22 protein-coding genes are annotated in these 25133 nt (G+C 60.3%); 18 read left to right on the top strand and 4 right to left on the bottom strand.

The window, feature by feature from the left end:
• Window positions 1-48: 48 nt before the first annotated feature.
• The 3 genes from ADJ74_RS03155 to ADJ74_RS03145 are packed head-to-tail and all read right to left on the bottom strand — an operon-like array spanning window position 49 to window position 2576.
• Window positions 49-867 carry a MetQ/NlpA family ABC transporter substrate-binding protein gene (locus ADJ74_RS03155; protein ID WP_050341816.1) on the bottom strand — a complete coding sequence of 273 codons (819 nt, stop codon included), beginning with the start codon at window positions 865-867 and terminating at the stop codon, window positions 49-51.
• 34 nt (window positions 868-901) lie between these two features.
• Window positions 902-1555 carry a methionine ABC transporter permease gene (locus ADJ74_RS03150; RefSeq protein ID WP_050341814.1) on the bottom strand — a complete coding sequence of 218 codons (654 nt, stop codon included), beginning with the start codon at window positions 1553-1555 and terminating at the stop codon, window positions 902-904.
• Window positions 1524-2576 (bottom strand): methionine ABC transporter ATP-binding protein, encoded by a 1053-nt coding sequence (locus tag ADJ74_RS03145; protein WP_050341812.1) that lies wholly within the window; start codon window positions 2574-2576, stop codon window positions 1524-1526. Before ADJ74_RS03145 ends, ADJ74_RS03150 begins: the two co-directional genes overlap by 32 nt.
• 367 nt (window positions 2577-2943) lie before the next feature.
• Here ADJ74_RS03145 and rpoB point away from each other — a divergent pair, with 367 nt between their 5' ends.
• The 4 genes from rpoB (at window position 2944) to rfbH (ending at window position 13256) form a co-directional block, all read left to right on the top strand.
• Entirely contained in the window at window positions 2944-6684 is a 3741-nt protein-coding gene (gene rpoB / locus ADJ74_RS03140) for a DNA-directed RNA polymerase subunit beta (RefSeq protein WP_050341810.1), read from the top strand.
• Between the two features lie 45 nt (window positions 6685-6729).
• Window positions 6730-10734, top strand: a complete 4005-nt coding sequence (rpoC, locus tag ADJ74_RS03135) for a DNA-directed RNA polymerase subunit beta' (protein WP_172664537.1) — start codon at window positions 6730-6732, stop codon at window positions 10732-10734.
• Between the two features lie 106 nt (window positions 10735-10840).
• Window positions 10841-11929, top strand: a complete 1089-nt coding sequence (rfbG, locus tag ADJ74_RS03130; RefSeq protein ID WP_050341806.1) for a CDP-glucose 4,6-dehydratase — start codon at window positions 10841-10843, stop codon at window positions 11927-11929.
• On the top strand, window positions 11922-13256 hold the full coding sequence (gene rfbH / locus ADJ74_RS03125) for a lipopolysaccharide biosynthesis protein RfbH (protein WP_050341804.1): 1335 nt from the start codon (window positions 11922-11924) through the stop codon (window positions 13254-13256). Before rfbG ends, rfbH begins: the two co-directional genes overlap by 8 nt.
• Before the next feature lie 25 nt (window positions 13257-13281).
• Here rfbH and ADJ74_RS03120 read toward each other — a convergent pair whose 3' ends face one another.
• Entirely contained in the window at window positions 13282-14415 is a 1134-nt protein-coding gene (locus tag ADJ74_RS03120) for a YibE/F family protein (protein WP_050341803.1), read from the bottom strand.
• A 378-nt stretch (window positions 14416-14793) separates the two neighbouring features.
• Here ADJ74_RS03120 and ADJ74_RS03115 point away from each other — a divergent pair, with 378 nt between their 5' ends.
• The 14 genes from ADJ74_RS03115 (at window position 14794) to ADJ74_RS03050 (ending at window position 25115) form a co-directional block, all read left to right on the top strand.
• Window positions 14794-14994, top strand: a complete 201-nt coding sequence (locus ADJ74_RS03115; RefSeq protein ID WP_050341801.1) for a 50S ribosomal protein L9 — start codon at window positions 14794-14796, stop codon at window positions 14992-14994.
• An 82-nt stretch (window positions 14995-15076) separates the two neighbouring features.
• On the top strand, window positions 15077-15388 hold the full coding sequence (locus ADJ74_RS03110; RefSeq protein ID WP_050341799.1) for an HMA2 domain-containing protein: 312 nt from the start codon (window positions 15077-15079) through the stop codon (window positions 15386-15388).
• Window positions 15385-16056 (top strand): HMA2 domain-containing protein, encoded by a 672-nt coding sequence (locus ADJ74_RS03105; RefSeq protein WP_050341797.1) that lies wholly within the window; start codon window positions 15385-15387, stop codon window positions 16054-16056. Before ADJ74_RS03110 ends, ADJ74_RS03105 begins: the two co-directional genes overlap by 4 nt.
• Window positions 16044-18167, top strand: a complete 2124-nt coding sequence (locus tag ADJ74_RS03100; protein WP_050341795.1) for a cation-translocating P-type ATPase — start codon at window positions 16044-16046, stop codon at window positions 18165-18167. Before ADJ74_RS03105 ends, ADJ74_RS03100 begins: the two co-directional genes overlap by 13 nt.
• 116 nt (window positions 18168-18283) lie before the next feature.
• Window positions 18284-18703 (top strand): flagellar protein, encoded by a 420-nt coding sequence (locus ADJ74_RS03095; protein ID WP_050341793.1) that lies wholly within the window; start codon window positions 18284-18286, stop codon window positions 18701-18703.
• 148 nt (window positions 18704-18851) lie between these two features.
• The gene (gene flgM / locus ADJ74_RS03090; protein WP_050344183.1) at window positions 18852-19133 is read left to right on the top strand and encodes a flagellar biosynthesis anti-sigma factor FlgM; all 282 of its coding nucleotides are present in this window, start codon (window positions 18852-18854) and stop codon (window positions 19131-19133) included.
• Between the two features lie 11 nt (window positions 19134-19144).
• Window positions 19145-19633, top strand: coding sequence for a flagellar protein FlgN (locus tag ADJ74_RS03085; RefSeq protein WP_050344181.1), 489 nt, complete (start codon window positions 19145-19147; stop codon window positions 19631-19633).
• 6 nt (window positions 19634-19639) lie between these two features.
• A complete protein-coding gene (locus ADJ74_RS03080) occupies window positions 19640-20131 on the top strand; it encodes a hypothetical protein (RefSeq protein WP_050341791.1) in 492 nt (163 codons plus the stop codon).
• Window positions 20132-20170: 39 nt separating this feature from the next.
• Complete coding sequence (gene flgK, locus ADJ74_RS03075; RefSeq protein WP_050341789.1) at window positions 20171-21940, top strand: flagellar hook-associated protein FlgK; 1770 nt, start codon at window positions 20171-20173, stop codon at window positions 21938-21940.
• A gap of 13 nt (window positions 21941-21953) precedes the next feature.
• A complete protein-coding gene (gene flgL, locus ADJ74_RS03070; protein WP_050341786.1) occupies window positions 21954-23303 on the top strand; it encodes a flagellar hook-associated protein FlgL in 1350 nt (449 codons plus the stop codon).
• Window positions 23304-23335: 32 nt separating this feature from the next.
• A complete protein-coding gene (locus ADJ74_RS03065) occupies window positions 23336-23923 on the top strand; it encodes a DUF6470 family protein (protein ID WP_050341784.1) in 588 nt (195 codons plus the stop codon).
• 15 nt (window positions 23924-23938) lie between these two features.
• On the top strand, window positions 23939-24382 hold the full coding sequence (gene fliW / locus ADJ74_RS03060; protein WP_050341782.1) for a flagellar assembly protein FliW: 444 nt from the start codon (window positions 23939-23941) through the stop codon (window positions 24380-24382).
• On the top strand, window positions 24382-24606 hold the full coding sequence (gene csrA / locus ADJ74_RS03055) for a carbon storage regulator CsrA (RefSeq protein WP_009753750.1): 225 nt from the start codon (window positions 24382-24384) through the stop codon (window positions 24604-24606). Before fliW ends, csrA begins: the two co-directional genes overlap by 1 nt.
• A gap of 83 nt (window positions 24607-24689) precedes the next feature.
• The gene (locus tag ADJ74_RS03050) at window positions 24690-25115 is read left to right on the top strand and encodes a flagellar protein FlaG (protein ID WP_050341780.1); all 426 of its coding nucleotides are present in this window, start codon (window positions 24690-24692) and stop codon (window positions 25113-25115) included.
• Window positions 25116-25133: the final 18 nt, after the last annotated feature.

Below are 25133 nucleotides of genomic sequence, written 5' to 3'. Positions count from 1 at the left end.
AAGCGCTGTACGATATTTGGTATCGTACAGCGCTCTTTTGCGTTGCCGTCAGAACGCGGGGACAATTGCGCCCTTGTACTTATCGTTGATGAAGTTCTTGACCGTCTCGGAGTGGAGCGCCTTGACGAGCGCCTGAATCTCGGGGCGGTTCTCATCGCCCTGGCGGACGACGAGGATGTTGACGTACGGCGAGGTTTTGTCCTCCATGATGAGGGCGTCGCGCGTCGGCACGAGATCCGCCTGCATTGCCCAGTTCGTGTTGATGACGGAGATATCAACGTCATCCAGCGTGCGCGGCAGCTGCGGCGCCTCGATCTCCTGGATCTTGAGGTGCTTCGGGTTGTCGACGATGTCCTGCACCGTCGCCGTCGTACCGGCACCGTCCTTCAGCTTGATGAGGTTCGCACGCGCGAGGAGCAGCAGCGCACGGCCGCCGTTCGTCGGATCGCTCGGGATGGAGACGGATGCGCCGTCCTTCAGCTCGTCGAGCTTCTTGATCTTGTGCGAGTAGACGCCCATCGGCTCGATGTGGACACCGAGAACGTTCACGAGCTTCAGCTCGGGGTGTTCCTCAACAAAATTCTTCAGGTATGGCTCGTGCTGGAAGAAGTTCGCGTCGATCTCCTTATCGTTCGTGGCGATGTTCGGCTGAACATAGTCGTTGAACTCGACGATTTCGAGCTTTACGCCTTCCTTTTCGAGCTCGGGGCGGATCGCCTCGAGGATCTCCGCGTGGGGAACAGGCGATGCACCGACCTTGACGACCTTCTCCGCCTTGGCGTTGTCGGCGGGTTTGTCTGCGCTGCCGCCGCAGCCGGCGAGGGCAAATGCAGTGACGGCAAGCACAAGAGCAAGCAGTTTTTTCATAAAGTACCTCCTTGAAAAATTTATCTCTAAGAATTTATCTCTTATTCAGCCGCGCAGCGAGGGTGTTGCCCGCAAACTGTACGAGCTGGACGAGAACGATGAGAATGATGACGGTCGCGAGCATGATGTCGGGACGGAACCGCTGATAGCCGTAGCGGATCGCGAGATCACCAAGACCGCCGCCGCCGATCGCACCGGCCATGGCGGACTCGCCGACGAGTGCGATGACGACCGTCGTGAGCTGGCTGACGATGCCGGGCATGGACTCCGGCAGGAGCACGCGCGTCACAATCTGCAGCGGCGTCGCCCCCATGGAGAGCGCCGCTTCGATGAGACCGTGCGGCACCTCGCGCAGCGAGGTCTCCACCTGCCGTCCGATGAACGGGACCGAGGCGATGACGAGCGGCACCATCGCCGCCGTCGTGCCGATCGCCGAGCCGACGATGAGACGGGTCAGCGGGATGATTGCCACCATCAGGATGATGAACGGGATGGAGCGGATCGCGTTGACCACCGCGCCGATCGAGCGGTTCACCGCCGGCGCATCGAGGATCTCGCCCCGCGCTGTCACGTGCAGGAGCACGCCGAGCGGGATGCCGAGCGCACTCGAGATGACCATACTGACCGCGACCATATAGACGGTCTCTCCGAGTGCCTTAGTCAGCAGGGGAATCATTTCGGCGGACATAGCCGATCACCTCCTGTTTCAAATGCTGTTCCGAGAGATAGTCGATGGCGCGCTGTATCTCCTCCGGTGCGCCGCGCATCCCGATGATCATACGCCCGAACGGCAGCTCCTTGATCTGGTCGAGTGTACCGAAGAGCATCGTCACCTCAATGGTTGGGAAGCGGCGGATCATCTCCGCGAGCACGGGATCGTCCGCGCGCTCGCCGAGGAATGTAAGGCGCAGGAGCATATAGCTCCCCTCGCTCGGCGCTTCTTCGATGGAATTTCCGCGAAATGCCGTCGGCAGTTCGTTCGATAGGAGCACGCTGATGAACTCCTTCGTGATCGGCTGCTGCGGTGCGGTGAACACGTCCACCACATCGCCCTCCTCGGCGATGATGCCGCCGTCGAGGACGGCAACGCGGTCACAGATATCCTTGATGACCTGCATTTCATGCGTGATGACGACGACGGTCAGTCCCATACGGCGGTTGATGTCGCGGATGAGCGCGAGGATGGACTTCGTTGTCTGCGGGTCGAGTGCCGAGGTTGCCTCGTCACAGAGCAGTACCTTCGGATCTCCTGCGAGTGCGCGCGCGATGCCGACGCGCTGCTTCTGCCCACCCGAGAGATGGCTCGGGTAGGCATTTGCCTTGTCGCCGAGCCCGACCAGCGTGAGCAGCTCCGTCACCTTGGGGCGGAGCTCCTCGGCAGACTTCCCTGCGAGCCGCAGCGGGAATGCCACGTTGTCGTAGACCGTCGCAGAGGACAGCAGATTAAAGTGCTGAAAAATCATGCCGATGTGCCGCCGCTCCTCGCGCAGTTCGCTCTCCGAGACCTGCATGAGATCGCGTCCGTCCACGAGGACAGCGCCGCTCGTCGGGCGCTCAAGCATATTGATGCAGCGGATGAGCGTCGATTTTCCTGCGCCTGACAGCCCAATGATGCCATAGATGCTGCCGCGCTCAATCGAGAGATCGATACCGCGCAGAGCGTGCACATCGCCTGCGTATGTTTTGACAATATTCTTTAGCTGTATCATTTGTAGCCTCTCTTCGTTGATACCGATTAAACGTAGCATAGACGCGCCGCTTTGTCAATGACTTCGCTGTTTGATGGAGGTCGTGTCGGTACGCTATTGCCTGTGCTCCTACCGGAAAATGCAAAAATAGAAAAATCCCCCCCTTGACACGGTATCTCCGATGTAGTATCATACAATGACCTATTGACGTAAGTATGGGATTTGTGCGCCTTTTTTCAGGGGAGGACGCCGCGCAGTATGCTGTGCGGTTAGAAAGGACAAGAGAGCAAGGTACTCACATGGCTGCCTTGTTCTTTTTGTGTCTGTTCAATTCTGAGAGCGGCGCTCAGATGCCAGAGGATATTCCAGCGAAAGGGTGACAGCGTTCATGTTCAATCCTGTGTCGGTCGGCCGTCGAACCCGCTACAGCTACGCGCGGATCAAAGAAGTGATGGAGATGCCGCATCTTCTTGACATCCAGCGCGAGAGCTATCGGTGGTTTCTCGAGGTGGGGCTTGCGGAGATTTTCCGCGACATCTCGCCCATTCAGGATTTCTCCGGGAATCTCATCCTTTCCTTTGAGTCGTTTGCGCTCGGTGAGCCGAAGTACGATCTCGACGAGTGCAAGGAGCGCGATGTGACGTACGCCGCGCCCCTGCGCGTCAACGTGCGCCTCGTGAACCGCGAGACGGGCGAGATCAAGGAGCAGGAGGTCTTCATGGGCGATTTTCCGCTCATGACGGATACGGGGACGTTCATCATCAACGGCGCAGAGCGCGTCATCGTCAGTCAGCTCGTCCGCTCGCCCGGTACGTACTACGGTGTGGAAATCGATACGACGGGCAAGGAGCTCTACAACGCGACGATGATCCCGAATCGCGGCGCGTGGATCGAGCTGGAGACGGATGCAAACGACATCGTCTCCGTGCGTATCGATCGTACGCGCAAGATGCCCGTGACCTATCTCATCCGCGCCCTCGGCTACGAGACGGACGCGGAGATTCGTGCGCTCTTCGGCGACGATCCGCGCATGCTCGCAACGATCGAGCGCGATACGGACGAAGTCAAGACGCGCAGCCGCGCGGTCATCGAGATCTACCGCCGTCTGCGTCCGGGTGAGCCCGCGAACGAGGACAATGCGCGTCAGCTTCTCGAGACGCTGTTCTTTGACCCGCGCCGCTACGACCTCGCGACGGTCGGCCGCTACAAGCTGACGAAGAAGCTCGGCTGGCGCCGCCGCCTGTTGGGCAAGGTGCTCGCCGAGCCCGTTGTGGACGTGGAGACGGGCGAGATCGTCTTCCCGAAGGGCGAGCCGATCACGCCTGCGATGGTGGATGCGGTCAGCGAGGAGCGCGAGACGGCGCTCTTCGGCGACGGCGAGCTCATCGCATTTCAGGTACAGAAGCCCGACGGCGATATCTATCGGATGCTCTGCGCACCGACGCGCGACTATCAGTACCGCACGGTGACGCGCGAGGACATCATGGCGGCGATCAGCTACCTCCTCGGCCTCATGGACAGCTTTGGCAATACGGACGACATCGACCATCTCGGCAACCGCCGCGTGCGTGCCGTGGGCGAGCTGCTGCAGAACCAGTTCCGCATCGGCCTCTCGCGCATGGAGCGCGTCGTGCGCGAGCGCATGTCGATCCAGGAGACGGAGAGCATCACGCCGCAGGGGCTCATCAATATCCGCCCCGTCGTGGCGGCGGTAAAGGAGTTCTTCGGCTCCTCGCAGCTCTCGCAGTTCATGGATCAGCACAACCCTCTCTCCGAGCTGACGCATAAGCGCCGCCTCTCGGCACTCGGCCCCGGCGGTCTCTCGCGCGAGCGCGCGGGCTTCGAGGTGCGCGACGTTCACAACTCGCACTACGGCCGCATGTGCCCGGTCGAGTCGCCGGAAGGTCCGAACATCGGTCTCATCGGATCGCTCGCCAACTATGCGCGTGTGAACCGTTTCGGCTTTATGGAGACGCCGTATCGCCGCGTGGACAAGGAACATCACCGCGTGACGGAGGATGTGCGCTACCTCACGGCGGACGAGGAGGACGATCTCATCATCGCGCAGGCGAATGAGCCGCTCGATGCGAATGAGTACTTTGTCAACGAGCGCGTGACGGCACGTTTCCACGAGGAGACGGGACTGCATCCGCGCGAGCGTGTGGACTATATGGACGTGTCGCCGCGCCAGGTCTTCTCCATCGCAACGGCGATGATCCCGTTCCTCGAAAACGACGATGCGAACCGTGCCCTCATGGGTGCGAACATGCAGCGTCAGGCGGTGCCGCTCCTGCGGACGCAGGCGCCGCTCGTCGGTACGGGCATGGAGTACAAGGCGGCGTGCGACTCGGGCGTTATGGTGCTCGCAAAGCACGCCGGCGAGGTCACGGACGTTACAGCAGATGCGATCACCGTCCGCTCGGACGAGGGCGCATTTGATACCTATAAACTGCAGAAGTTCATCCGCTCGAACCAGGCGACCTGCATCAACCAGAAGCCGCTCGTCTACGCGGGCGACCGCGTGACGGAGGGGCAGCCCATCGCCGACGGCCCCTCGACGGACAACGGCGAGCTCGCCCTTGGCTACAATATTATTGTTGCCTATATGCCGTGGGAGGGCTACAACTACGAGGACGCCATCCTCCTCAGCGAGAATCTCGTCAAGCGCGATCTCTACACCTCGATCCACATCGAGGAGTATGAGTGCGATGCGCGCGACACGAAGCTCGGCCCCGAGGAGATCACGCGCGACATCCCGAATGTGGCGGAGGAAGCGCTCAAGGATCTCGACGAGGACGGCATCATCTCCATTGGTGCGGACGTGCGCCCCGGCGATATCCTCGTCGGCAAGGTCACCCCCAAGGGCGAGACGGAGCTGACGGCAGAGGAGCGCCTGCTGCGCGCGATCTTCGGCGAGAAAGCACGCGAGGTGCGCGATACCTCGCTGCGCGTGCCGCACGGCGAGGCGGGCAAGATCATCGACGTGAAGATCTTTACCCGTGAGAACAACGATGAACTGCCGCCCGGCGTCAACCGCCTCGTGCGCGTCTATATTGCACAGAAGCGCAAGATCTCGGTCGGCGACAAGATGTCCGGCCGTCACGGGAACAAGGGTGTCGTCTCGCGCATCATGCGCCAGGAGGACATGCCGTTCCTGCCGGACGGCACGCCGGTCGATATCGTGCTGAACCCGCTCGGCGTTCCGTCGCGTATGAACATCGGTCAGGTCTTGGAGACGCATCTCGGCATGGCGTGCCGCGTCCTCGGACAGCGCATCAAGGACGGCGATCCGACGGTGGAGGGCGATCTCCGCGCGGCGGGCTATGATTTCGATAAAAACGGGATGCCCGTGCCCGACGTGGCCGGAATCCACATCGCGACCCCGGTCTTTGACGGCGCGGGCGACGACGACGTATTCGGCACGATCCGCGCGGCGAGACTTCCCTCCGACGGCAAGACCGTGCTCTACGACGGCCGCACGGGCGAGCCGTTCGAGAACCGCGTCACGGTCGGCTGCGTCTACATGCTGAAGCTGCATCATCTGGTTGACGACAAGATTCATGCGCGCTCCACGGGGCCGTACTCGCTCGTCACGCAGCAGCCGCTCGGCGGCAAGGCGCAGTTCGGCGGACAGCGTTTCGGCGAGATGGAGGTCTGGGCACTCGAGGCATACGGCGCGGCGTACACCCTGCAGGAGATCCTGACGGTGAAGTCCGACGACGTGGTCGGCCGTGTCAAGGCATACGAATCCATCGTCAAGGGGGACAACATCCCCGAGCCGGGCGTACCCGAGTCGTTCAAGGTGCTCATCAAGGAGCTGCAGGCGATCGGCCTCGACATCAAGGTACTCAATGAGGACGCGAAGGAAATCGCGATCCGCGACGAGGAGGACGAGGACATCAACGAAAAGGCACGTTCTCTCGATCTCGATGTGGAGGGCGTGGACGAGAACGGTGCCGCACCGCCTCCTGCGGATGACTACGAGGAGAACGTGGAGGCTGAGGAGTCTGCGGATGAGGATCTCATCGCTGACCTCGGCACCGACGAGGATCTCGCGGCGGACGACATGGATGCGATTCTCCATGGCGGACTGGACGACATCGACAATCCTCATGAGGACGATCTATAAGGAAGGGAGTGGCAGCTGTTGCTGGATGTAAACAATTTTGACTCGATGCGGATTGGACTCGCTTCTCCCGATAAAATTCGTGCATGGTCGCACGGCGAGGTGAAAAAGCCGGAGACCATCAACTACCGCACCTTGAAGCCCGAGCGTGACGGCCTCTTCTGCGAGCGCATCTTTGGACCGACGCGCGACTGGGAGTGCCACTGCGGAAAGTACAAGCGCATCCGCTACAAGGGCGTCGTCTGCGATCGCTGCGGCGTCGAGGTGACGCGCGCAAAGGTGCGCCGCGAGCGCATGGGACACATCGAGCTCGCCGCACCCGTCTCCCATATCTGGTACTTCAAGGGCATTCCGAGCCGCATGGGACTCATCCTCGATGTCTCCCCGCGCTCGCTTGAGAAGGTGCTCTACTTCGCCTACTACATCGTCCTCGATGCGGGCGAAACCGATCTCAAGAAAAAGGAACTGCTCTCCGAGCGCGAGTATCACGATGCACTCGAAAAGTACGGCAATACCTTTCGCGTCGGCATGGGCGCGGAGGCGATCAAGGAGCTCCTTGAGGAGCTGGATCTTGAGCAGATGAGTGCACAGCTGAAAAACGACGTGCGGACGACCTCCGGACAGAAGAAGGTGCGTGCCATCCGCCGCCTTGAGGTGGTCGAGGCATTCCGCAAGTCCGGCAATCAGCCTTCGTGGATGATCATGGACGTCGTGCCCGTCATTCCGCCTGACCTGCGCCCCATGGTGCAGCTCGACGGCGGACGCTTCGCGACCTCTGATCTCAACGACCTCTACCGCCGCGTCATCAACCGCAACAACCGCCTGCGCCGTCTGCTCGACCTCGGTGCGCCCGACATCATCGTGCGCAACGAGAAGCGCATGCTGCAGGAGGCCGTGGACGCGCTCATCGACAACGGCCGCCGCGGCCGCCCCGTCACAGGCCCCGGCAACCGTGCGCTGAAGTCGCTCTCGGATATGCTCAAGGGCAAGCAAGGGCGCTTCCGTCAGAACCTCCTCGGCAAGCGTGTCGACTACTCGGGACGCTCCGTTATCGTCGTCGGCCCGGAGCTGAAGCTCCATCAGTGCGGCCTGCCGAAGGAGATGGCGCTCGAGCTCTTCAAGCCCTTTGTCATGAAAAAACTGCAGGCGGACGGCGCTGCCCACAACATCAAGTCGGCAAAGCGCATGGTCGAGCGCGCACGCCCCGAGGTCTGGGACGTGCTCGAGGATGTCATCAAGGAGCATCCCGTGCTCCTCAACCGTGCACCGACACTGCACCGTCTGGGTATCCAGGCCTTTGAGCCGGTGCTCACCGAGGGGCGTGCCCTGAAGCTGCATCCGCTCGCGTGTACGGCGTACAACGCGGACTTTGACGGCGACCAGATGGCCATCCATCTGCCGCTCTCGGCGGAGGCGCAGACGGAGGCACGCGTCCTCATGCTCGCCGCAAACCACATCCTCGCGCCGAAGGACGGCAAGCCCATCATCGTCCCCTCGCAGGACATGGTGCTCGGCTCGTACTATCTCACGAAGCTGAGACCCGGAGCGAAGGGCGAGGGCAAGGTGTTCACCGGCATCGCCGAGGCACTCCTCGCGTATCAGGAAAAGGTGCTCGACCTGCAGGCGGAGATCCGCGTGCAGATCGCGGGCTACGGCCTCGTCCGCAGCTCGCTCGGCCGCCTCATCTTCAACGAGATCCTGCCCGAGGAGCTGCGCCACTACGCGCAGGATGCGGAGACCGGCGAGTGGCGCCTCGGCGTCCTCATGAACAAGAAGGAGCTCGGCAAACTCGTCGCGAACTGCTACGATCATTTCGGCGCGACCAAGACCGCTGAGGTCATCGATAACGTGAAGAACCTCGGCTACCACTACGCCTGCATTGCAGGCATGACGGTCGCCGTCTCCGACGTCATCGTGCCGCCGAAGAAAAAGGAAATCATCGCGGACACGCAGGCGAAGGTCAACAAGGTTGAGCGTCAGTTCTCGCGTGGTCTCATCACCGAGGACGAGCGCTACAAGAAGGTCGTCCAGCTCTGGACACAGGCGACGGACGACGTCGCGGACGCCATGATGGACAACATGGATCCCTTTAACCCCATCTTTATGATGGCGGACTCGGGCGCCCGAGGCAACAAGCAGCAGATGCGTCAGCTCGCGGGTATGCGCGGACTGATGGCTGACCCATCGGGTAAGATCATCGACCTGCCGATCACGGCGAACTTCCGTGAGGGACTATCCGTTTCCGACTACTTCATCTCCTCGCATGGTGCGCGCAAGGGTCTTGCCGATACGGCACTCCGTACAGCGGACTCGGGCTACCTCACGCGCCGTCTCGTCGACGTGGCACAGGATGTCATCGTCCGCGAGGAGGACTGTGACGTCTCTGCGATCAACCTCCTGCAGGTGCGTGCGCGCATGGCAGAGTCTGCGTTTGACGCACTCGAACTCCTCGTCGACAGCCTCATGGGACGCCTCCTTGCGGCGGCGATCTACGACCCCGAGACGAAGGAGATCCTCTACCCACAGGATACGACGCTCGACGACGAGGTCCTCGAGACCATCGGCGAACGCGACATCCGCGAGATCATGGTGCGCGGTTCCTCCGTCAACGCGGAGGGGGCGGTCAGCAACGCCATGGTTACGGAGAGCATCACACTCGGCGAGCCGGATGCGAGAAAGCGCAAGAAGGCACACGCTGCCATCGTGCGCGAGCTCAGCGGAAAGGAAGTCGTGCGTGAGGCTGTCCTCGACGACGGCACCGTTCTCGCAGAGGAGGGCGTGATCCTCACTGACAAAATGGTCGAGGCGATCCTCTCCTCCGAGCTCCACGAGATCCACATCCGCAACAACAATGTGCGCGGCATCGAAGTCGAGGCCATCATGGAGGGCGCGGGCGTCATCGAGTCGCTCGCCGACCGCATCGTCGGCCGCGTGCTCGCCGAGGACATCGTGGATGAGGCGACGGGTGAAACCATTGCCCACATCAACGACTCCGTCGATGAGGCACTTGCCAAACGTATCGAGGGCGTCCGAAAACGCGTTTCCATCCGCAGCGTCCTCACATGCAAGTCGCAGTTCGGCGTCTGCATGAAGTGCTACGGCCGCGACCTCGCCAACCAGGCGGAGGTCGAGATCGGCGAGGCGGTCGGCATCATTGCCGCACAGTCCATCGGCGAGCCGGGCACACAGCTCACCATGCGTACCTTCCACTCGGGCGGTGTCGCAGGTGACGACATCACACAGGGTCTTCCGCGCGTCGAGGAGCTCTTCGAGGCACGCAAGCCCAAGCACAACGCCATCATCGCAGAGAACGAAGGTGTCGTCGCCATCGACGATACGGGCAAGGGGATGCGCACAGTCACGATCACGCCCGAGGGCGGCGTGCCGCGCGAGTACTCTGTGCCGTTCGGTGCGCGCATGGCCGCGCGTGACGGCATGGTCATGAAGCCCGGTGATAAGATTACCGAGGGCTCCGTGAACCCGCACGACATCCTGCGCGTCTGCGGCCTGCAGGCGACCCAGCGCTACCTCGTCTACGAGGTACAGAAGGTCTACAAATCGCAGGGCGTTGAGATCAACGACAAGCACATCGAGGTCATGGTACGGCAGATGCTGCACAAGGTCAAGATCGAGGAGGCCGGAACGACCGACTTCCTCCCGGGCGAGTACATCGAGATCAACGCATTCGAGGCGGCGAACACCAAGGCGATCGAGGAGGACGGCGAGCCCGCTGTGGCAAAGCCCATCCTGCTCGGCATCACGAAGGCATCGCTCGCCACGGATTCCTTCCTCTCGGCGGCGTCCTTCCAGGAGACCACGCGCGTCCTCACCGACGCCGCGATCAAGGGGAAGATCGACCCGCTCGTCGGCCTCAAGGAAAACGTCATCATCGGCAAACTCATCCCGGCCGGTACGGGCATGACCCGTTACCGCCACCTCGAGATCGTCGACCACGCACCGCAGCCGGTGCCTGAGCCGCCTGAGCCCGAGGCGTCTGCCGAGGAGCCCGTCGAAGAAGTCGACCTCTCACGGCTGGAGAAGCTGAGCAGCTGAGATACCATAGATCAATGAAAATACTGCCTATGAGTGATCATAGGCAGTGTTTTTTTTGTGAATTCTTGTTATAATAATCATGTAATCACGCTAGTGGGAGTAGGATATGAAAAATCTAAACTTTTATCGGGGAAAGCGTGTCCTCCTCACGGGACATACGGGCTTTAAGGGCATGTGGCTTGCCCTCCTGCTCCTCCGGGCAGGAGCAGAGGTGACGGGCTTTGCACTCGATGCACCAACAGAGGGCGGACGAGAGGCGCTCCGTCGGCTTGGCGCTTTGAAGGAGCTGCGCGATCTGCGCGGCGATGTGCGCGATGCCGATGCACTCGGACGCGCGTTTGCTGCGGCGCGGCCGGAGGTCGTCTTTCACCTCGCAGCGCAGCCGATTGTGCGGACGAGCTACCGTCAGCCCGTGGAGACGTTCGCGGCGAATGTGATGGGGACGGTCCATGTGCTTGAGTGCATCCGCACGTCCGCTACGGTGCAGTCTGCCCTCGTTGTGACGACGGATAAGGTCTATGAGAATAAGGAGTGGCCGTGGGGTTACCGCGAGAATGAGCCGCTCTTGGGCTATGATCCGTATTCGGCGAGCAAGAGCTGTGCGGAGATTGCCGCCCATAGCTATCGGCAGAGCTTTTTCGCGGACGGCAGGGTGCGGCTTTCGACGGCGCGCGCGGGCAACGTGATCGGGGGCGGCGACTTTGCGCCCGACCGCATCATCCCTGACTGCATCCGTGCCGCTGTGTGCGGGCAGGTGATCGACATCCGCAATCCGCATTCGACACGCCCCTATCAGCATGTCTTAGAGCCGCTCTCCGTGTATCTGATGCTCGCGGCACGGCAGGCGGAGGATGTCGCGCTGGTCGGGGCATGGAATGTCGGTCCCGACGATGCAGACTGCGTGACGACGGGAGCGCTCGCCGATCTCTTTTGCCGGATGTGGGGCGCGGGCGTACGGTGGGAGGCACATGCAGATGGCGGCCCACATGAGGCTCATTTTTTGAAACTCGACTGCTCGAAAATAAAGAGTGAACTCGGGTGGAAACCGCGCTGGCATATCGCCGAGGCCGTGGAGAAAACAGTGGAATGGGCAAAGGCATGGGAAGCGGGCGCGGATATGCGCGCTATGACCGAGGCGCAGATCGAGGCATTTTCGCAGGAGATCATAGAGCAGGGAGAGAAATCGAATGAGTGAGCAGGAGATGCGCGGGGAGATTCTCGCGCTTGTACGGGCGTACTGTGAGAAGTATCATGCACCAAAGGAGGATTTCTATCCGGGGGATCGTCTGCCGTACGCGGCGCGCGTCTACGATCATGAGGAGATGGAGAATCTCGTCGCGAGTGCACTGGAGTTCTGGCTGACGGCGGGGCACTATACGGAGGAGTTCGAGCGTGGGCTGGCGGCCTATCTCGGGGTGAAACACTGCTCGCTCGTGAACTCAGGCTCGTCGGCGAATCTGCTCGCCTTTATGACACTCACGTCGCCGCTCCTCGGAGCGCGTGCCGTCGGGCGCGGCGATGAGGTCATCACGGTGGCGGCGGGCTTTCCGACGACGGTCGCGCCGATCATCCAGTACGGTGCGGTGCCCGTCTTTGTCGATGTGAGTCTGCCGACGTACAATGTGGATGTGTCGCTCCTCGAGGGAGCGCTCTCCGCGCGGACGAAGGCGGTCATGATCGCGCATACGCTTGGCAATCCGTTTGATCTGGCGGCGGTCAAGGCGTTCTGCCAAAAGCACGGACTCTGGCTCGTTGAGGACAATTGTGACGCGCTCGGCTCGCAGTATACGATCGACGGAGAGACGCGCTATACGGGCACGATCGGCGATATCGGTACGTCGAGCTTCTATCCGCCGCATCACATGACGATGGGCGAGGGCGGCGCGGTCTATACGAATGATCCGCTCCTCCACCGCATTGTACGATCCCTGCGCGACTGGGGACGCGACTGCGTCTGTGCGTCGGGGCAGGACAACCGCTGCGGGCATCGCTTTGACGGGCAGTACGGCGCGCTGCCGCGCGGCTACGATCACAAATACGTCTACTCGCATTTCGGCTACAACCTCAAGGCGACGGATATGCAGGCGGCCGTCGGTGTCGCCCAGCTGAAAAAACTGCCGTCCTTTGTCGCGCGTCGCCGGCATAACTTTGCGCGGCTCCGCGCGGCACTCGCCGATCTGGGCGATGCCTTTGTCCTGCCGGAGGCAACGGCGCATGCAGATCCCAGCTGGTTCGGCTTTTTGCTGACCTGCCGTGACGGCGTGGACCGCGCCAAGGTCGTGCCGTACATCGAGGGACGGGGCATCCAGACGCGCATGCTCTTCGCGGGGAATCTGACGAAGCACCCCTGTTTTGACGCCATGCGCGCCTCGGGCGAGGGCTACCGTGTGGCGGGGACACTCGCGGCGACTGACCGCATTATGAACGACACGTTCTGGCTCGGCGTCTACCCCGGGCTGACGGATGCGAAGATCGACTATATGGCACAGGTCGTACGGGATGCTGTGCACGCGGTGCGGTAGTGCTGTATCAAACGAGAGGGCGGAGCTATACCTCTGCTCTTTTTTTGCGCCGTGGGCGAATGGTGATGAGGAAGGCGGTGGTGTAGGCGGTGATGGGGATGGCACAGAGGAGGCCGATACTGCCGACGAGGGAGCGGACGATCTCGGTGGCGATCATGTTGAGGTTGAGCACATGGCGGAGCGGGAGATCGGGCTGCGCGGAGATGAGGAGGATGAGCGGGAGCGCACCGCCAATGTAGGCGAGGACGAGGGTGTTCGCCATGGTGCCCATGACGTCGCGGCCGACGCTCATGCCCGAGGAGACAAGAGCGTCGAATTTCGTCTTGGGGGCGAGCTGCTTCATTTCGTACTGGGCGGAGGCGATGGAGACGGCGACGTCCATGACGGCACCGAGCGCACCGAGGACGATGCCCGCAAAGAGCAGCTCGCGGAAGTCCACCGCCTGCAGGTAGAGTGCCTTGAGCATGCCTGCCTGTTCCTCGGCGATGCCTGTGAGGTAGGTGCCGTGGATGGCGATGACGGCGAGGATGCCCGCGACGAAGATGCCGCCGATGGTGCCGATGATGGCGCCTGCCGCCTTGACGTTTCGCCCGCTGATGATGAGCTGGGTGGCGAGGGTGATGATGCTGCCGATGAGGAGCGTTGCGAGGATGATGTGCGAGGGTGCATAGAGGATAAAGGAAATGAGTCCCTTTGCGATGAGAATGACGGCGAAGAGGAGGACGAGGAGTGCCTTTGCGCCCGTTATGCCGCCGAAGCAGATGAGGAGGGCGGCAAAGAGGGCGAGGAGGAGGAGCATGGCGGGGAGGCGGTCGTAGTCGACGATGGCATAGCTCTCACCTGTTGGGCGGACGAGGATGCGCTCCCCCTCGTCTGGGTGGATGTCAAAGGCAGGATTGTTGAAGGTGTGATGGAGGATGGTCTCCTCCGTTCCCGCCGCAGGGCCTGAGTCTAGTCGGATGCGCACCTCGTAGGCGGCACTGTCGGGGGCAAAGGAGGTCGTGCCGCCCGCCGCGCTCTCCACGTGGAGGATTTCTGCCTTATAGGTCGGCGGGTCACCGTCCTCGCCCGCCGGGAGATGGGTGAGGACAGCATAGAGGAGGACGAGGGAGAGCACTGCGATGAGGAGGCGGGGCAGACGGCGAGGATAATGTTTCATGACGAACTCCTTTGAATTGTTACAGCATTTACACATATTATGACATGAAGAAAAAGTGATTTCAATAGTTATTCCTGATTATATAAGACCTATTGACAGATACATCATTCTCACATATACTGAGAACAACAAGATGATTCCAGAGAGGATGGCGACTTCGTCATACCTCACGGCGCAGGAATTATCATCGTCTCACGGAGGAATCCGTCAAGGCTGCCAGCGGGCGGTCTTTCTTTATTCGGATTCATTTCTTATGGATTCGTGAGATGCTTGCCCTATGGCGGGACAAGGCGCCAAGGAGGATAGAGGAGCTTTCGACGGGCTGCAGAGGAGGTCTCAGCAGACGCGGGAAAGCGATATGGAAAAGGAGGAGACACGATGTTCTCGAAGACGGATTTTTGGATTGGCCTTGCAGTTGGTGCTGTTGCCGGTATCTTTGGCTATCGTTTCATGCAGGAGCGCACGCAGCAGCTGGCGGCACTCGAGGCCGGCACGGCGGATCTCTCGCTCGCTGAGCTCCAGCGTCAGAAGGAGGAGCTCGAGGATCTGATCGCGGCACAGGCTGCATCGGAGAAGTAAGTTTTCCACGCCACGGGGGCTGCTGCGCATCTCTGCGCGCAGCCCTTTTTCGACAAATATGGATAAAGAGAAGGGGGTTTCAATGAGTATTTTCGATACGATCAAGAATGCGATTCCGCACTCGGCGATGGATATGTTCATCCGCTCGACGGATGTCGCTTCCTATATGCCGGGACGCGTGCGTCTCTACAGCAAGCAGCTCGTGAACAATGCTTCACTCGAACAGCAGGTGCATGAGCGGCTGAACGCACTCGCCGAGATCGAGTGTGTGGATACGAATATTGCAACAGGATCGATTCTCATCACGTATGAGCCGGAGCGTCTGCGTGCGAATGCAGAGCTGCGCCGCGTGGAGGACTATATGCGCACGCATGCGAGGAGGCGGGCATCATGACGTATCTGTCCGGACTGATGCTCGGCGCATCACTGGCGAATATGGCGCGTCAGATGATTCTCGGCACAGGAGGGCGCCCTGCTGAGGGCAATATCCTGCATGGACTGGGCGGCGGACTGTTCGCCGCATCGGAGCGCTCACATGGAACACATCCGCACGTGCTGGCGCGCACGGAGGCGCCGTCTGCCATGCCGGTTTCCTGCGCGGTGCCGACGGCGGCCTTTTCCTGTGTCCACGCCTCGCCGGGACGGCGCCGCTATCGTACGCCGTATCTGACGGAAGCCTTTGCCCAGGTGCTGGAGGATCGCCTCCTGCGCCTGCCGTTCATCCGTGCCGTGCGCACGAATACCGTGTCAGGCAGCATTCTGCTCATCTATGCGCCCGAGGATGAGGCGCATGTCCTCGTTTTGGCGGAGGGGCTGTGCGCGATTTTTGCCGAGGGCAAGGTGCAGCCGCCTGCGACGCTCGCGAAGAGCGTGCGCCGCTCGGTGGAGTCGCTCAGTGCATGGATCCAGCGGAATACGGGCGGAGCCCTCGATCTGAGTTCGCTTGTCGCCGGGATTTTCATTATGCGCGGCATACGTCAGCTGGTGATTTCCAATAATACGCCCTCGGGCTCGCAGATGCTCTGGTGGGCGCTGTCGCTGATGAGGGGATGGAAGGTATGACACGAGTGATGCACAAGCGGATCCGTCTCTCGGCGGCATTGCCGCGCGAGGATGCACAGCAGCTCGCAGCGCGCCTGCGCCGCTTCCCTGCAGTGGTGGCGGTATCCGCCCATGAGAAATGCGTGGATCTCTGGCATGTGGGGACGCTCCCGACGGCGCGCGTCCTCACAGCGGCAGAGCGTGCCGTGCGCGCGGCGGCAGAGAAGGCAGTGACGCCGACGGAGCGGCTGGCGGAGTTCCGCCGCGATGCAGTGATCTCACTCGCGAGCTTTGCGGCGATGGAGCTGCTGCGGCGCGGTGCACCCGAGCTCTTTGCCTCGGTGAAGGTATTGCGCTCGCTGCTCGTGCTCGCGATTTCGCGCAATTTCATCAAGACGGGCATCGGCGGTCTGATCGAGGATCGGCAGCCGAATGCGGATACGCTCACGACGACGGCGGTGATCGCCTCGGTGCTCGCGGGGAAACCCGAGTCGAGCCTCATGCTCCTCGCGCTCAGCAACGGGGCGGAGATGCTGACGAGCTACGCGGCGGAAAAGGCGCGCTCGCACATCTCAGGGCTCCTGTCCCTCGGCCAACGCGATGTCTGGCTCGTGGAGCAGACGCCGAATGGCGAGGTGGAACGCAAGGTGCCCGTGGAGGAGGTACGCCCCGGTGATACGATCGCCGTACACGCGGGAGAGAAAATCGTCATCGACGGACGCGTTCTGCGCGGCAATGCGGCGGTGACGCAGGCGTCCGTGACGGGCGAGTCTGCCCCTGCGATGAAGAAGGAGGGCACTCCGGTCTACGCGGGCAGCGTGGTCGAGGCAGGCGAGCTTGTGATCGCCGTGGAGAAGGTGGGCAGCGATACGTCGCTTGCACACATCGTCCACCTCGTCGAGGAGGCGCAGACGCGCCGCGCACCCGTGCAGAATTTTGCCGATCAGATGGCGAACTATCTCGTGCCCGTGTCCTTCCTCGGGGCGGCGATTGTCTACGGGGCGACGCGCGACTGGGGACGTGTGCTGAACCTGCTCTTCATCGACTTCTCCTGCGGGCTGAAGCTCTCGACGGCGACGGCGATGTCAGCGGCGATTGCGGCGGCGGCCAAGCGCGGGATCCTCGTCAAGGGCGGCAACTACATCGAGGCGCTGGCACGCACGGATACGGTCGTGCTCGACAAGACGGGCACGCTGACGGTCGGCATCCCAGAGATCACGTTTATCCGTACGGCGTCAGGGGTGACGGAGAAGGAGATGATTCTGCTCGCGGCATCCGCTGAGGAGCACTCCGTGCATCCGCTCGCCGTGGCAATCCAGAAGTATGTGGAGGAAAAGGCGTGGCAGGCACCGCAGCACCGCTCCTCTAAGACCATCGTGGCGCGCGGAATGCTCGCTGAGGTGCCGGATTTTGAGGACTTTACGGGCGGAACGATCCGCGTCGGCAGCCGCCGTTTCCTGCAGGAGAACGGCGTGACGGATCCGGAGGATCTCGCCGCGTCGACATCCGGCAAAAATGTGCTCTTTGTTGCGCGCGACACGCGCCTCATCGGCGTGATCGGGATTGAGGATCCCATCCGTCCAAAGATGAAGAAGACGCTGAATCAGCTGCGCCGCTGCGGTGTGGATGAGATCGTCATGCTGACGGGCGATTCTAAGGCGGTCGCGGCAGAGGTGGCGCGCGATATGGATGTGGACTCCTATCATGCGGAGATTCTGCCCGAGGACAAGTCGCGCTATGTGAATGAGCTGAAGCAGCGCGGGACAGTGATGATGGTCGGCGACGGCATTAACGATGCGCCCGCGCTCGCCTTCGCCGATGTCGGCGTTTCCCTCGGCGGACGCCAGACGGATATTGCGGCCGAGTCCTCGGCGGTGACAATTCACGGAGAGGATCCAATCCGCCTCGTGGAGGCGCTGCGCCTCGGACGGCGGACGATGCATCTCGTGCATCAGAATTTCAAGGCGACGCTGCTCGTCAACTCGTCGGCGATGCTGCTCGGCGCACTCGGCGCGATCAGCCCGCTCGCGGCGGCCGCGATCCACAATACAGCGACGCTCGCGGTGGTGCTGAACAGCTGCCGCATTCTGACGCCCGAGGGCGGCATGTTTGCACGGAAGATGACAAAGTAGAAAGCCGAATCTTTGTTTGTTGATTTTTCTCTCATACTGTTGTAGAATATGACATGTGAAGATGAGATAGGATCTACGATATGCCGATCCGCTGTTTTGAGAGGAGAGTTTGACCGATGGCAGGAAAGATGAAGAACTGCTCGAGCTGCGGGAAGGTGTTCGTTTCAATCAATAACTCCCGCATCTGCGCGGACTGCCGCGAGAAGGAAGAGAAGTGGGAGAAGGAGATCATCGACTACGTGCGTGACCATCCGAAGAGTCAGATCCCAGAGATTGTTGAGGCAACAGGCGTACAGGAGCCTGTCATCCGCCGAATGATCCGGGAAGGACGGTTTCTTTCGAGCAATGTGGAGCTCTTTTACCCGTGTGAAAAATGTGGCTCGCCCATCCAGAAGGGGCAGTACTGCGATAAGTGCCAGAAGGAGATGCGTGATGAGCTGAAGGCAGCTGTCAGCAAGCAGAGTGCCTCGGGCATGCGCACCACATCGGAAGGCGGCAGCGGCCGCCGCGGCTATGTGACCCTCGGCGGGAAGTAAGAATCCCCGATACGTACTTAAGAAAAAAATCTTAAGTACGTATCTTTTTTTTTCGATAAAGAAGGTGAAAGGATTCTGAACCCATTTCGCAGCGGGAACGCGAAGGCCGCGCAGCGATCGGTTCGGAGATACACAGGTGGTGAACGATATGTTAATCAGAAATCAGACAATTGCAGCAGTGAGCAGACTCTACGCCGGTGCACCGGCAGCGGGAACGCGCCGTGTGGATGCGGCGGGAGCCGTGCAGGCACCGGATGCACTCGAGCTTTCGGGTGAGGCACAGAGCTTTGGCGATATCCTGCAGCAGCTGCGCGGCATGAGCGATGTCCGCAAGGAGCGCGTTGCGGAGGTCTCCGCACGTGTCGAGAACGGCTGCTATGCACCGGCCTCGGCGGAGATCGCGGCCAAAATGCTCGCCATGCGCTATTGATGGAGCAGCTTATGTGGAATGCATTTACGGCGACGATCGAGGAGCTCTCGCGTCAGTATGAGAAGATCCGTGCCGTGCAGGAAAAGAAACGCAAGATTCTCGTCGCACTCGACATGGAGGCACTCGAAAAACTGACCGCCGAGGAGGATTTCCTCGCGCGTGCGGTGGAGCGGCTTGAAACGGATCGGCTCGCACATCTCGCCAACATTGCAAAGGGGACGCCGGGCGTGAGCGCCGAGACGAATATGGAGGAGCTGGCGCTCCTCGCTCCGAGCGATGCCGTACATCGCAGTGTGCTTGCGGCAAGTCGCAGGCTGAGCAAAGTCGTCGCGGAGACGAAGGAACTGCGCGATGGGAATGCCCTTCTCATCGAGGGGGCACTCATGGCAGTGAACCGCCAGCTCGGACGCATCGGCGGCGCCGTGGTCGATCCCGTGTACGGGAGCGGCGGCACGGAGCAGGTGCGGCATCTGCGCAAGAATCTGGACTATAAGGCGTGAACGGCAATGACGAATGAGACCCGCGCGGCACTCGTGCTCCTAAAGGAGCAGCTTTCTGCCGCGGAGGAGGCACTCGCCTCCTATGATGCGCTTGTCGCCGCGCTCCAGCACAGCGCCTTCGGCGCGGGGATCGGAGCGCCGACGGCGGCTGCGGAGAAAAGCCTCTCCGCCGTACGTGCACTTGCACGGCGTCAGACGGAATACTTGAAAACGGTGCGGGCGGAGGATCTCTCTGCCGTCATTGCACGTGAGCCGAATCCACGGGAACGTTTTGCTGCTGTACGTGCGCTGCACGCCGTTCGGACGCGTCACGAAGCACTGCGTGAGCGGGTGCGTTCGGCGGATCGGCTGCTTCGGCAGAGCGCGGACTTTATCAGCTATCAGCTCAACGTGATCTCCGGTACGGCGGCGGACGATACATACGGGCATTCTCAGCCTGTGGCGGGACCCGGTGCCGGCGTGCGGCGCGAGATTGCGATGTTTGATGCAGATGTATAAATGGATAACAGGACAGTGTCAGGGAAAGAGTGAGGGAATATGCGGTCAACATTTGCCGGTCTTAATACCATGGTGCGGGGCATCCAGAACAATCAGCTCTCGCTCGATACGACCGGACACAACATTACGAATGCTTCGACGGAGGGGTACTCGCGTCAGCGTGTTGACTCGGCGGCAACCAACTATCAGGAACGCCCGTCTCTCTATGGCGGCGTTTATGTCGGCGGCGGCGTCGATGTTGTGGCGCTCAACCGTGCGCGCAATATTTATGCAGACAAGCAGTTCTGGTCGGAAAGCTCGACACAGACCCTCTACAAGACCTACAAGACGAACTACGACAAGGCAGAGGCGGTCTTCAACGATGCCAAGGAGACCGGCGTCCTCGACGCGATGAAGCAGTTCTACAGCGCATGGGTCAACCTCTCCGACTATGCGAGTGATGCCGCGTCCCGTACGGCGGTCGTGCAGAAGGGCAACAACCTCGTGGACCGCATCAAGACGGGGGCACGCCAGCTGCAGGATCAGATCAACGCACAGTACGACGAGATGCGGATTCAGGTAAATAAGGCAAACAGCATCACGGAGAAGATTGCCGTCCTCAACAAAAACATCATGCTTGCGGAAACGAACGGCGGCAAGGCAAACGACCTGCGCGACCAGCGCGATCTTCTCGTAGACAAGCTCTCGGAGATCACGAATGTCAACGTCTATGAGGATGCAACCGGACAGTACACCGTCGTCTCGAACGGCATGACGCTTGTGCAGCGCGACAACAATCTTACCATTGAGATGAGTCCGCCGATCAACAACGAGCGCTACGGCATCAATGACTACACGCTCCGCATCAAGGAGGCGGGCGGCATGGGGTATGTTCCGCAGGGCGGCGTATTGAAGGCTCTGCAGGATACGATCGTTCAGGACAAGAAGTACATCGACAATCTTGCCGACATCTCGGCGACACTCATGACGACATTCAATGATGTGCATAAGCTCGGTGCCGGCATTGATAACGATGCGACGACATGGACGAATTTCTTCGGACGCAATGCATTTCACAGCGATGCAACGGGGAACAATTATACGGGCGAGCGTTATGTGTGGCACGTCGATCCGACGACGGGTGACCGCTGGATGACGGCGACGGCACAGGGCGTGACGCGCACGGCGACTGCCACAGGGGCGACAGTGACGGCAGTCGATACGAGCAACGCCGCCGACATCCATGAGATGCGCTCCATGCAGATCATCAAAGCGCTCAAGGTCAGCGATGAGCTGACGGCGCAGGGGGGACAGAACCTTGTCGCCGCACGCCAGATTCAGAACCCGGCCCCGATCTCACCGACGAACCCCATCGGCAAGGCGCTGCCGACGGTCTCTCCCGGCACCATTACGTACACCTATACATTCGCCAATATGAACGGCACGGCAGATGGGACGATGGCCGTTGAGCTGAGCAAGTTCTTCAACATGGATCAGGGAAATACGATCAATGTGGCAAAGCTTATCGGCCTGCCGGCGAATGAGTGCGAGCGCGCCGTTGGAACCGTCTCCATCAACCAGTATTATAACGGCGTTATGAATAAGCTCGGCGCAGATGCCGAGAACCTCAACAAGAAGATGAAGCAGCAGGATGACCTCATGGTGCAGATCACCCAGTGGCGTCAGTCCACGGCAGGGGTTGACTGGAACGAAGAGCTTTCGAATATGCTCAAGTTCCAGACGGGGTATGGAGCATGCTCACGTGTCCTCACGTCGATGGATGAGATCCTGGACCGCCTCATCAACAGCACGGGCGTTGTGGGAAGGTAAGGGAGGATAGACGATGATTCGCATCAGCAGTAATTACAGTGTGCAGCGCTATCAGAAAGACCTGAATGAGCTGGACTACACGAAAGCAAAGCTCATGGAGCAGGGCGACGGAAAAAAACTTCACCGCCCTTCGGACAATTCCGTGGACTACTCCCGTTACCTGCGCTACAATGTTTCCGAGGGTGAGAACGACCGCTATCAGGAGAGTGTCAAGGCGGGTATCTCATGGATGAACACAACCCAGACAGCGCTTAGTTCGATGGAAGACATTCAGAAGACGTTCAAGGCAAAGACCATTCAGGGAGCGAACGACGATAAGGACGAGCACAGCGGCGACTGGCCCGCGATTGCCCGTGAGATGAAAGCACAGATTCAACAGATCGTCTCGCTCGGCAACACACAGCTCGGTGACCGTTATGTATTCTCCGGACAGGCAGATCTTCGTCAGCCGTTCTCCCTGTCTGACGAGAAAAAGCCGCTCAGCCGCGGCCTCGCCAAGACACTGGACGACCGCCAGGCGGCTTTCTTCAATGATGCGAGCAACGGAAACAGTGCAGATTTCCTGCACCAGATGCTCTCGCTTGACGGCAGTGACGGCAAGACGTACTACCTCAATACGCTGACGGGGGATATCTACACGAAACAGTTTGTGCAGGAAGGATACAAGGACGTCATCACGCAGGGGCGCTCGACGGTGTCGGCAGCGGATCGTGTCGGCAATATCACCACAGGCACGAACTTCATTAAGAATAACTTTAAGAATACGGGGGAGATCATCGACGATCCTGCCGCTGCCCCCGGTCTTGGTGCAAACTGGTCAGATACGACGGCAGTCGCAGGCGTGACGCTGAAGTTCTCGACGGTGCGCCAGCAGATCGCTTCCTACAACGGCGATTTCCGCTACATCTCGATGGTCAAGCAGAACGGCTCGACCGAGCCGACGGCAGATACCGTCAACAAGACGGGGCTGGATGTCTTTGGCCGCGACCTCTTTGATGATAAGAACTCGGGTAACGAGCCGTCGGGGACGGCAATGCTCAACAATATGCTGACGGTCTATGCCAAGACCAATGCCGCCGATCCCCATTGGCTCAGCTCGGACGGCATCACGCTGGCGGACACGGCAAATCAGGTGACCCTGCAGGCGCATACGGAGACGGGGGCACGCACACAGCTCTACAAGAACATGACGGAGGTCCTCACGGATCATAAGGAAAACATCACGCGTGACATCACAAACGTCTCCTCGGCGGATGTGGCCGAACTTGCGATGAAGATGATGCAGCAGCAGACGATCATGAGCATGTCGCTCTCGATGGGTGCGCGTATTTTGCCGCTTTCGCTTGTGGATTACCTGCGGTAAGAGCCGCTGAACCGAAGCAGTGATGGGAAAGGATGCCCTTGATGCTCTACCTCAATGTGCGTCATACACTCCCGATGATCGGGATACAGTCGCAGAAGAATACACTGGACTCCGGCATTCAGCAGCCGCAGTATGACCAGGAGACGCAGACGGCACGCTCCAATCGTGGCTCGACCCAGCCGAAGCTTTTCATTGACAGCTATCCGAGCCGGCATAGCTATGGCTACACCAGCGATTCGGATTTTGCCCGCGAGAATATGGAGCGGGGCTTTGAAGGGGTTCAGGAGGGGACCTCGAAGCACACGCAGATGGCGTGGTCGCTTGCCGAGGATGGGCCAAAACCGGGACGTCAGGTAGCCATCGAGCAGATTTACCGCGATATGATGAGTATCGCTGACCAGAACCGCGTGCTTGTCGCACAGGCAATCCCTGATCCTGAGGTGCATTTCACCGTCGGCGAGGTCGCCGGCGAGCCGGCCGTCGGGCGCACGACGCCGCACTGGAATGTCACGAGCCGTGCGCGCGTCGAGTACAACCGCGGCAATATCGAGATCTATCTGCAGCAGAAGGGCAGCATCCGCGCGTGGGTCAGCGAAGGAAAATATGATATACTTGCGTAACAGGAGTCTCTGACGATGAAGATTATGACCAGCCGTTTCGGTGAGATTGAGGTCGCTGAGGATGCCGTCATCCATTTTGCAGCAGGCATTCCCGCGTTTGAAAAGGAGCACGAGTTCCTCATCATTCCCTATGGGGACGACAGCCCATACTCATTTCTTCAGTCGGTGAAGACACCGGATCTTGCCTTCTTGATGGCGATGCCGCACTCGTTCTTCCCAGACTATGAGGTCACGATTGACGATGATGTGGAGCGCGAGCTTGCACTCAACTCGCCGGATGATGTGTTGATCTACGCAGTGCTGACGCTTTCGGGCAGCAACATCCGTGACCTGACGGCGAATCTCATCGCCCCAATTGTCATCAATGCCAGAACCCGCAAGGGAAAACAGATCGTGCTTGACCGCAGCCCGTATACGACGAAGCATCGGCTCTTCCCACAGGATCAGGAGGAAAAGTAATGCTCGTACTCACACGGAAACCCAGACAGCAGATCATGATCGGCGATAATATCGTCATCAACATTGTGGAGGTTCAGGGCGACAATGTGCGCATTGCCATTGATGCGCCGCGCAGTGTCAAAATTTACCGCGGTGAGATTTATCGTGCCATTCAGGAGGAGAACCAGCGTGCCGCAGCACCGCAGATGATTGATCTCGAAGCGCTGCCCACGCGTTCATCATAAAGATATATCAAAAATAACATGTCCCAAGGAAGGACAGACGGGTGCGCGGGATGTGCACCCCGTAGCACATGGAGGGATGCCTTATGGCCGTAGGTAGTGTTCAGGATTACATGTTGGCGGCGGTCGCTGTCAGCAGCATGCAGGACGGCGCAGCAGCGCAGAGTCCCCTGCCGGGAGACGGGAAAACGGAGGCGGCAGCGCCGCCCAATGCAGCTGCAGCGGCTGCAGAGAAGGCACGGAAGGAAGCCGATGCCGCCGCTGCCCATGAAAAGAAAAAGCCCATCAACGAGGAGCAGGCGGCGTATATTACGAAGCAGCTCAACGAGATCATGCGGCGCATCGACGTGAACCTCAATTTTCAGTATCACAAAGAGATCAACATTATGTCGGTACGCATGCTGGACAAGAAGACGGGCGAGCTCTTGCGCGAGATTCCGGCGGAATCTCTGGTCGAGCACATGATCAAGGTGCGTGACTGGCTCGGCGCATTCCTGGATAAGACGGCGTAAGGCGATAAGGAGGAAATT

The organism is Selenomonas sp. oral taxon 478, from assembly GCF_001189555.1.
GTDB classification, from domain to species: domain Bacteria; phylum Bacillota; class Negativicutes; order Selenomonadales; family Selenomonadaceae; genus Centipeda; species Centipeda felix.
This window is presented reverse-complemented; position numbering and strand designations above follow the sequence as displayed.

What these genes read in the sequence shown, in the direction of transcription:
- ADJ74_RS03155 (WP_050341816.1), bottom strand. Translation starts at nt 867, where the DNA reads ATGAAAAAACTGCTTGCTCTTGTGCTTGCCGTCACTGCATTTGCCCTC.
- ADJ74_RS03145 (WP_050341812.1), bottom strand. Translation starts at nt 2,576, where the DNA reads ATGATACAGCTAAAGAATATTGTCAAAACATACGCAGGCGATGTGCAC.
- csrA (WP_009753750.1), top strand. Translation starts at nt 24,382, where the DNA reads ATGCTCGTACTCACACGGAAACCCAGACAGCAGATCATGATCGGCGAT.
- ADJ74_RS03150 (WP_050341814.1), bottom strand. Translation starts at nt 1,555, where the DNA reads ATGTCCGCCGAAATGATTCCCCTGCTGACTAAGGCACTCGGAGAGACC.
- ADJ74_RS03110 (WP_050341799.1), top strand. Translation starts at nt 15,077, where the DNA reads ATGAGTATTTTCGATACGATCAAGAATGCGATTCCGCACTCGGCGATG.
- ADJ74_RS03105 (WP_050341797.1), top strand. Translation starts at nt 15,385, where the DNA reads ATGACGTATCTGTCCGGACTGATGCTCGGCGCATCACTGGCGAATATG.
- flgL (WP_050341786.1), top strand. Translation starts at nt 21,954, where the DNA reads ATGATTCGCATCAGCAGTAATTACAGTGTGCAGCGCTATCAGAAAGAC.
- ADJ74_RS03080 (WP_050341791.1), top strand. Translation starts at nt 19,640, where the DNA reads ATGACGAATGAGACCCGCGCGGCACTCGTGCTCCTAAAGGAGCAGCTT.
- ADJ74_RS03115 (WP_050341801.1), top strand. Translation starts at nt 14,794, where the DNA reads ATGTTCTCGAAGACGGATTTTTGGATTGGCCTTGCAGTTGGTGCTGTT.
- ADJ74_RS03095 (WP_050341793.1), top strand. Translation starts at nt 18,284, where the DNA reads ATGGCAGGAAAGATGAAGAACTGCTCGAGCTGCGGGAAGGTGTTCGTT.
- flgK (WP_050341789.1), top strand. Translation starts at nt 20,171, where the DNA reads ATGCGGTCAACATTTGCCGGTCTTAATACCATGGTGCGGGGCATCCAG.
- flgM (WP_050344183.1), top strand. Translation starts at nt 18,852, where the DNA reads ATGTTAATCAGAAATCAGACAATTGCAGCAGTGAGCAGACTCTACGCC.
- rfbG (WP_050341806.1), top strand. Translation starts at nt 10,841, where the DNA reads ATGAAAAATCTAAACTTTTATCGGGGAAAGCGTGTCCTCCTCACGGGA.
- ADJ74_RS03120 (WP_050341803.1), bottom strand. Translation starts at nt 14,415, where the DNA reads ATGAAACATTATCCTCGCCGTCTGCCCCGCCTCCTCATCGCAGTGCTC.
- rpoC (WP_172664537.1), top strand. Translation starts at nt 6,730, where the DNA reads ATGCGGATTGGACTCGCTTCTCCCGATAAAATTCGTGCATGGTCGCAC.
- ADJ74_RS03085 (WP_050344181.1), top strand. Translation starts at nt 19,145, where the DNA reads ATGTGGAATGCATTTACGGCGACGATCGAGGAGCTCTCGCGTCAGTAT.
- fliW (WP_050341782.1), top strand. Translation starts at nt 23,939, where the DNA reads ATGAAGATTATGACCAGCCGTTTCGGTGAGATTGAGGTCGCTGAGGAT.
- ADJ74_RS03100 (WP_050341795.1), top strand. Translation starts at nt 16,044, where the DNA reads ATGGAAGGTATGACACGAGTGATGCACAAGCGGATCCGTCTCTCGGCG.
- ADJ74_RS03050 (WP_050341780.1), top strand. Translation starts at nt 24,690, where the DNA reads ATGGCCGTAGGTAGTGTTCAGGATTACATGTTGGCGGCGGTCGCTGTC.
- rfbH (WP_050341804.1), top strand. Translation starts at nt 11,922, where the DNA reads ATGAGTGAGCAGGAGATGCGCGGGGAGATTCTCGCGCTTGTACGGGCG.
- ADJ74_RS03065 (WP_050341784.1), top strand. Translation starts at nt 23,336, where the DNA reads ATGCCCTTGATGCTCTACCTCAATGTGCGTCATACACTCCCGATGATC.
- rpoB (WP_050341810.1), top strand. Translation starts at nt 2,944, where the DNA reads ATGTTCAATCCTGTGTCGGTCGGCCGTCGAACCCGCTACAGCTACGCG.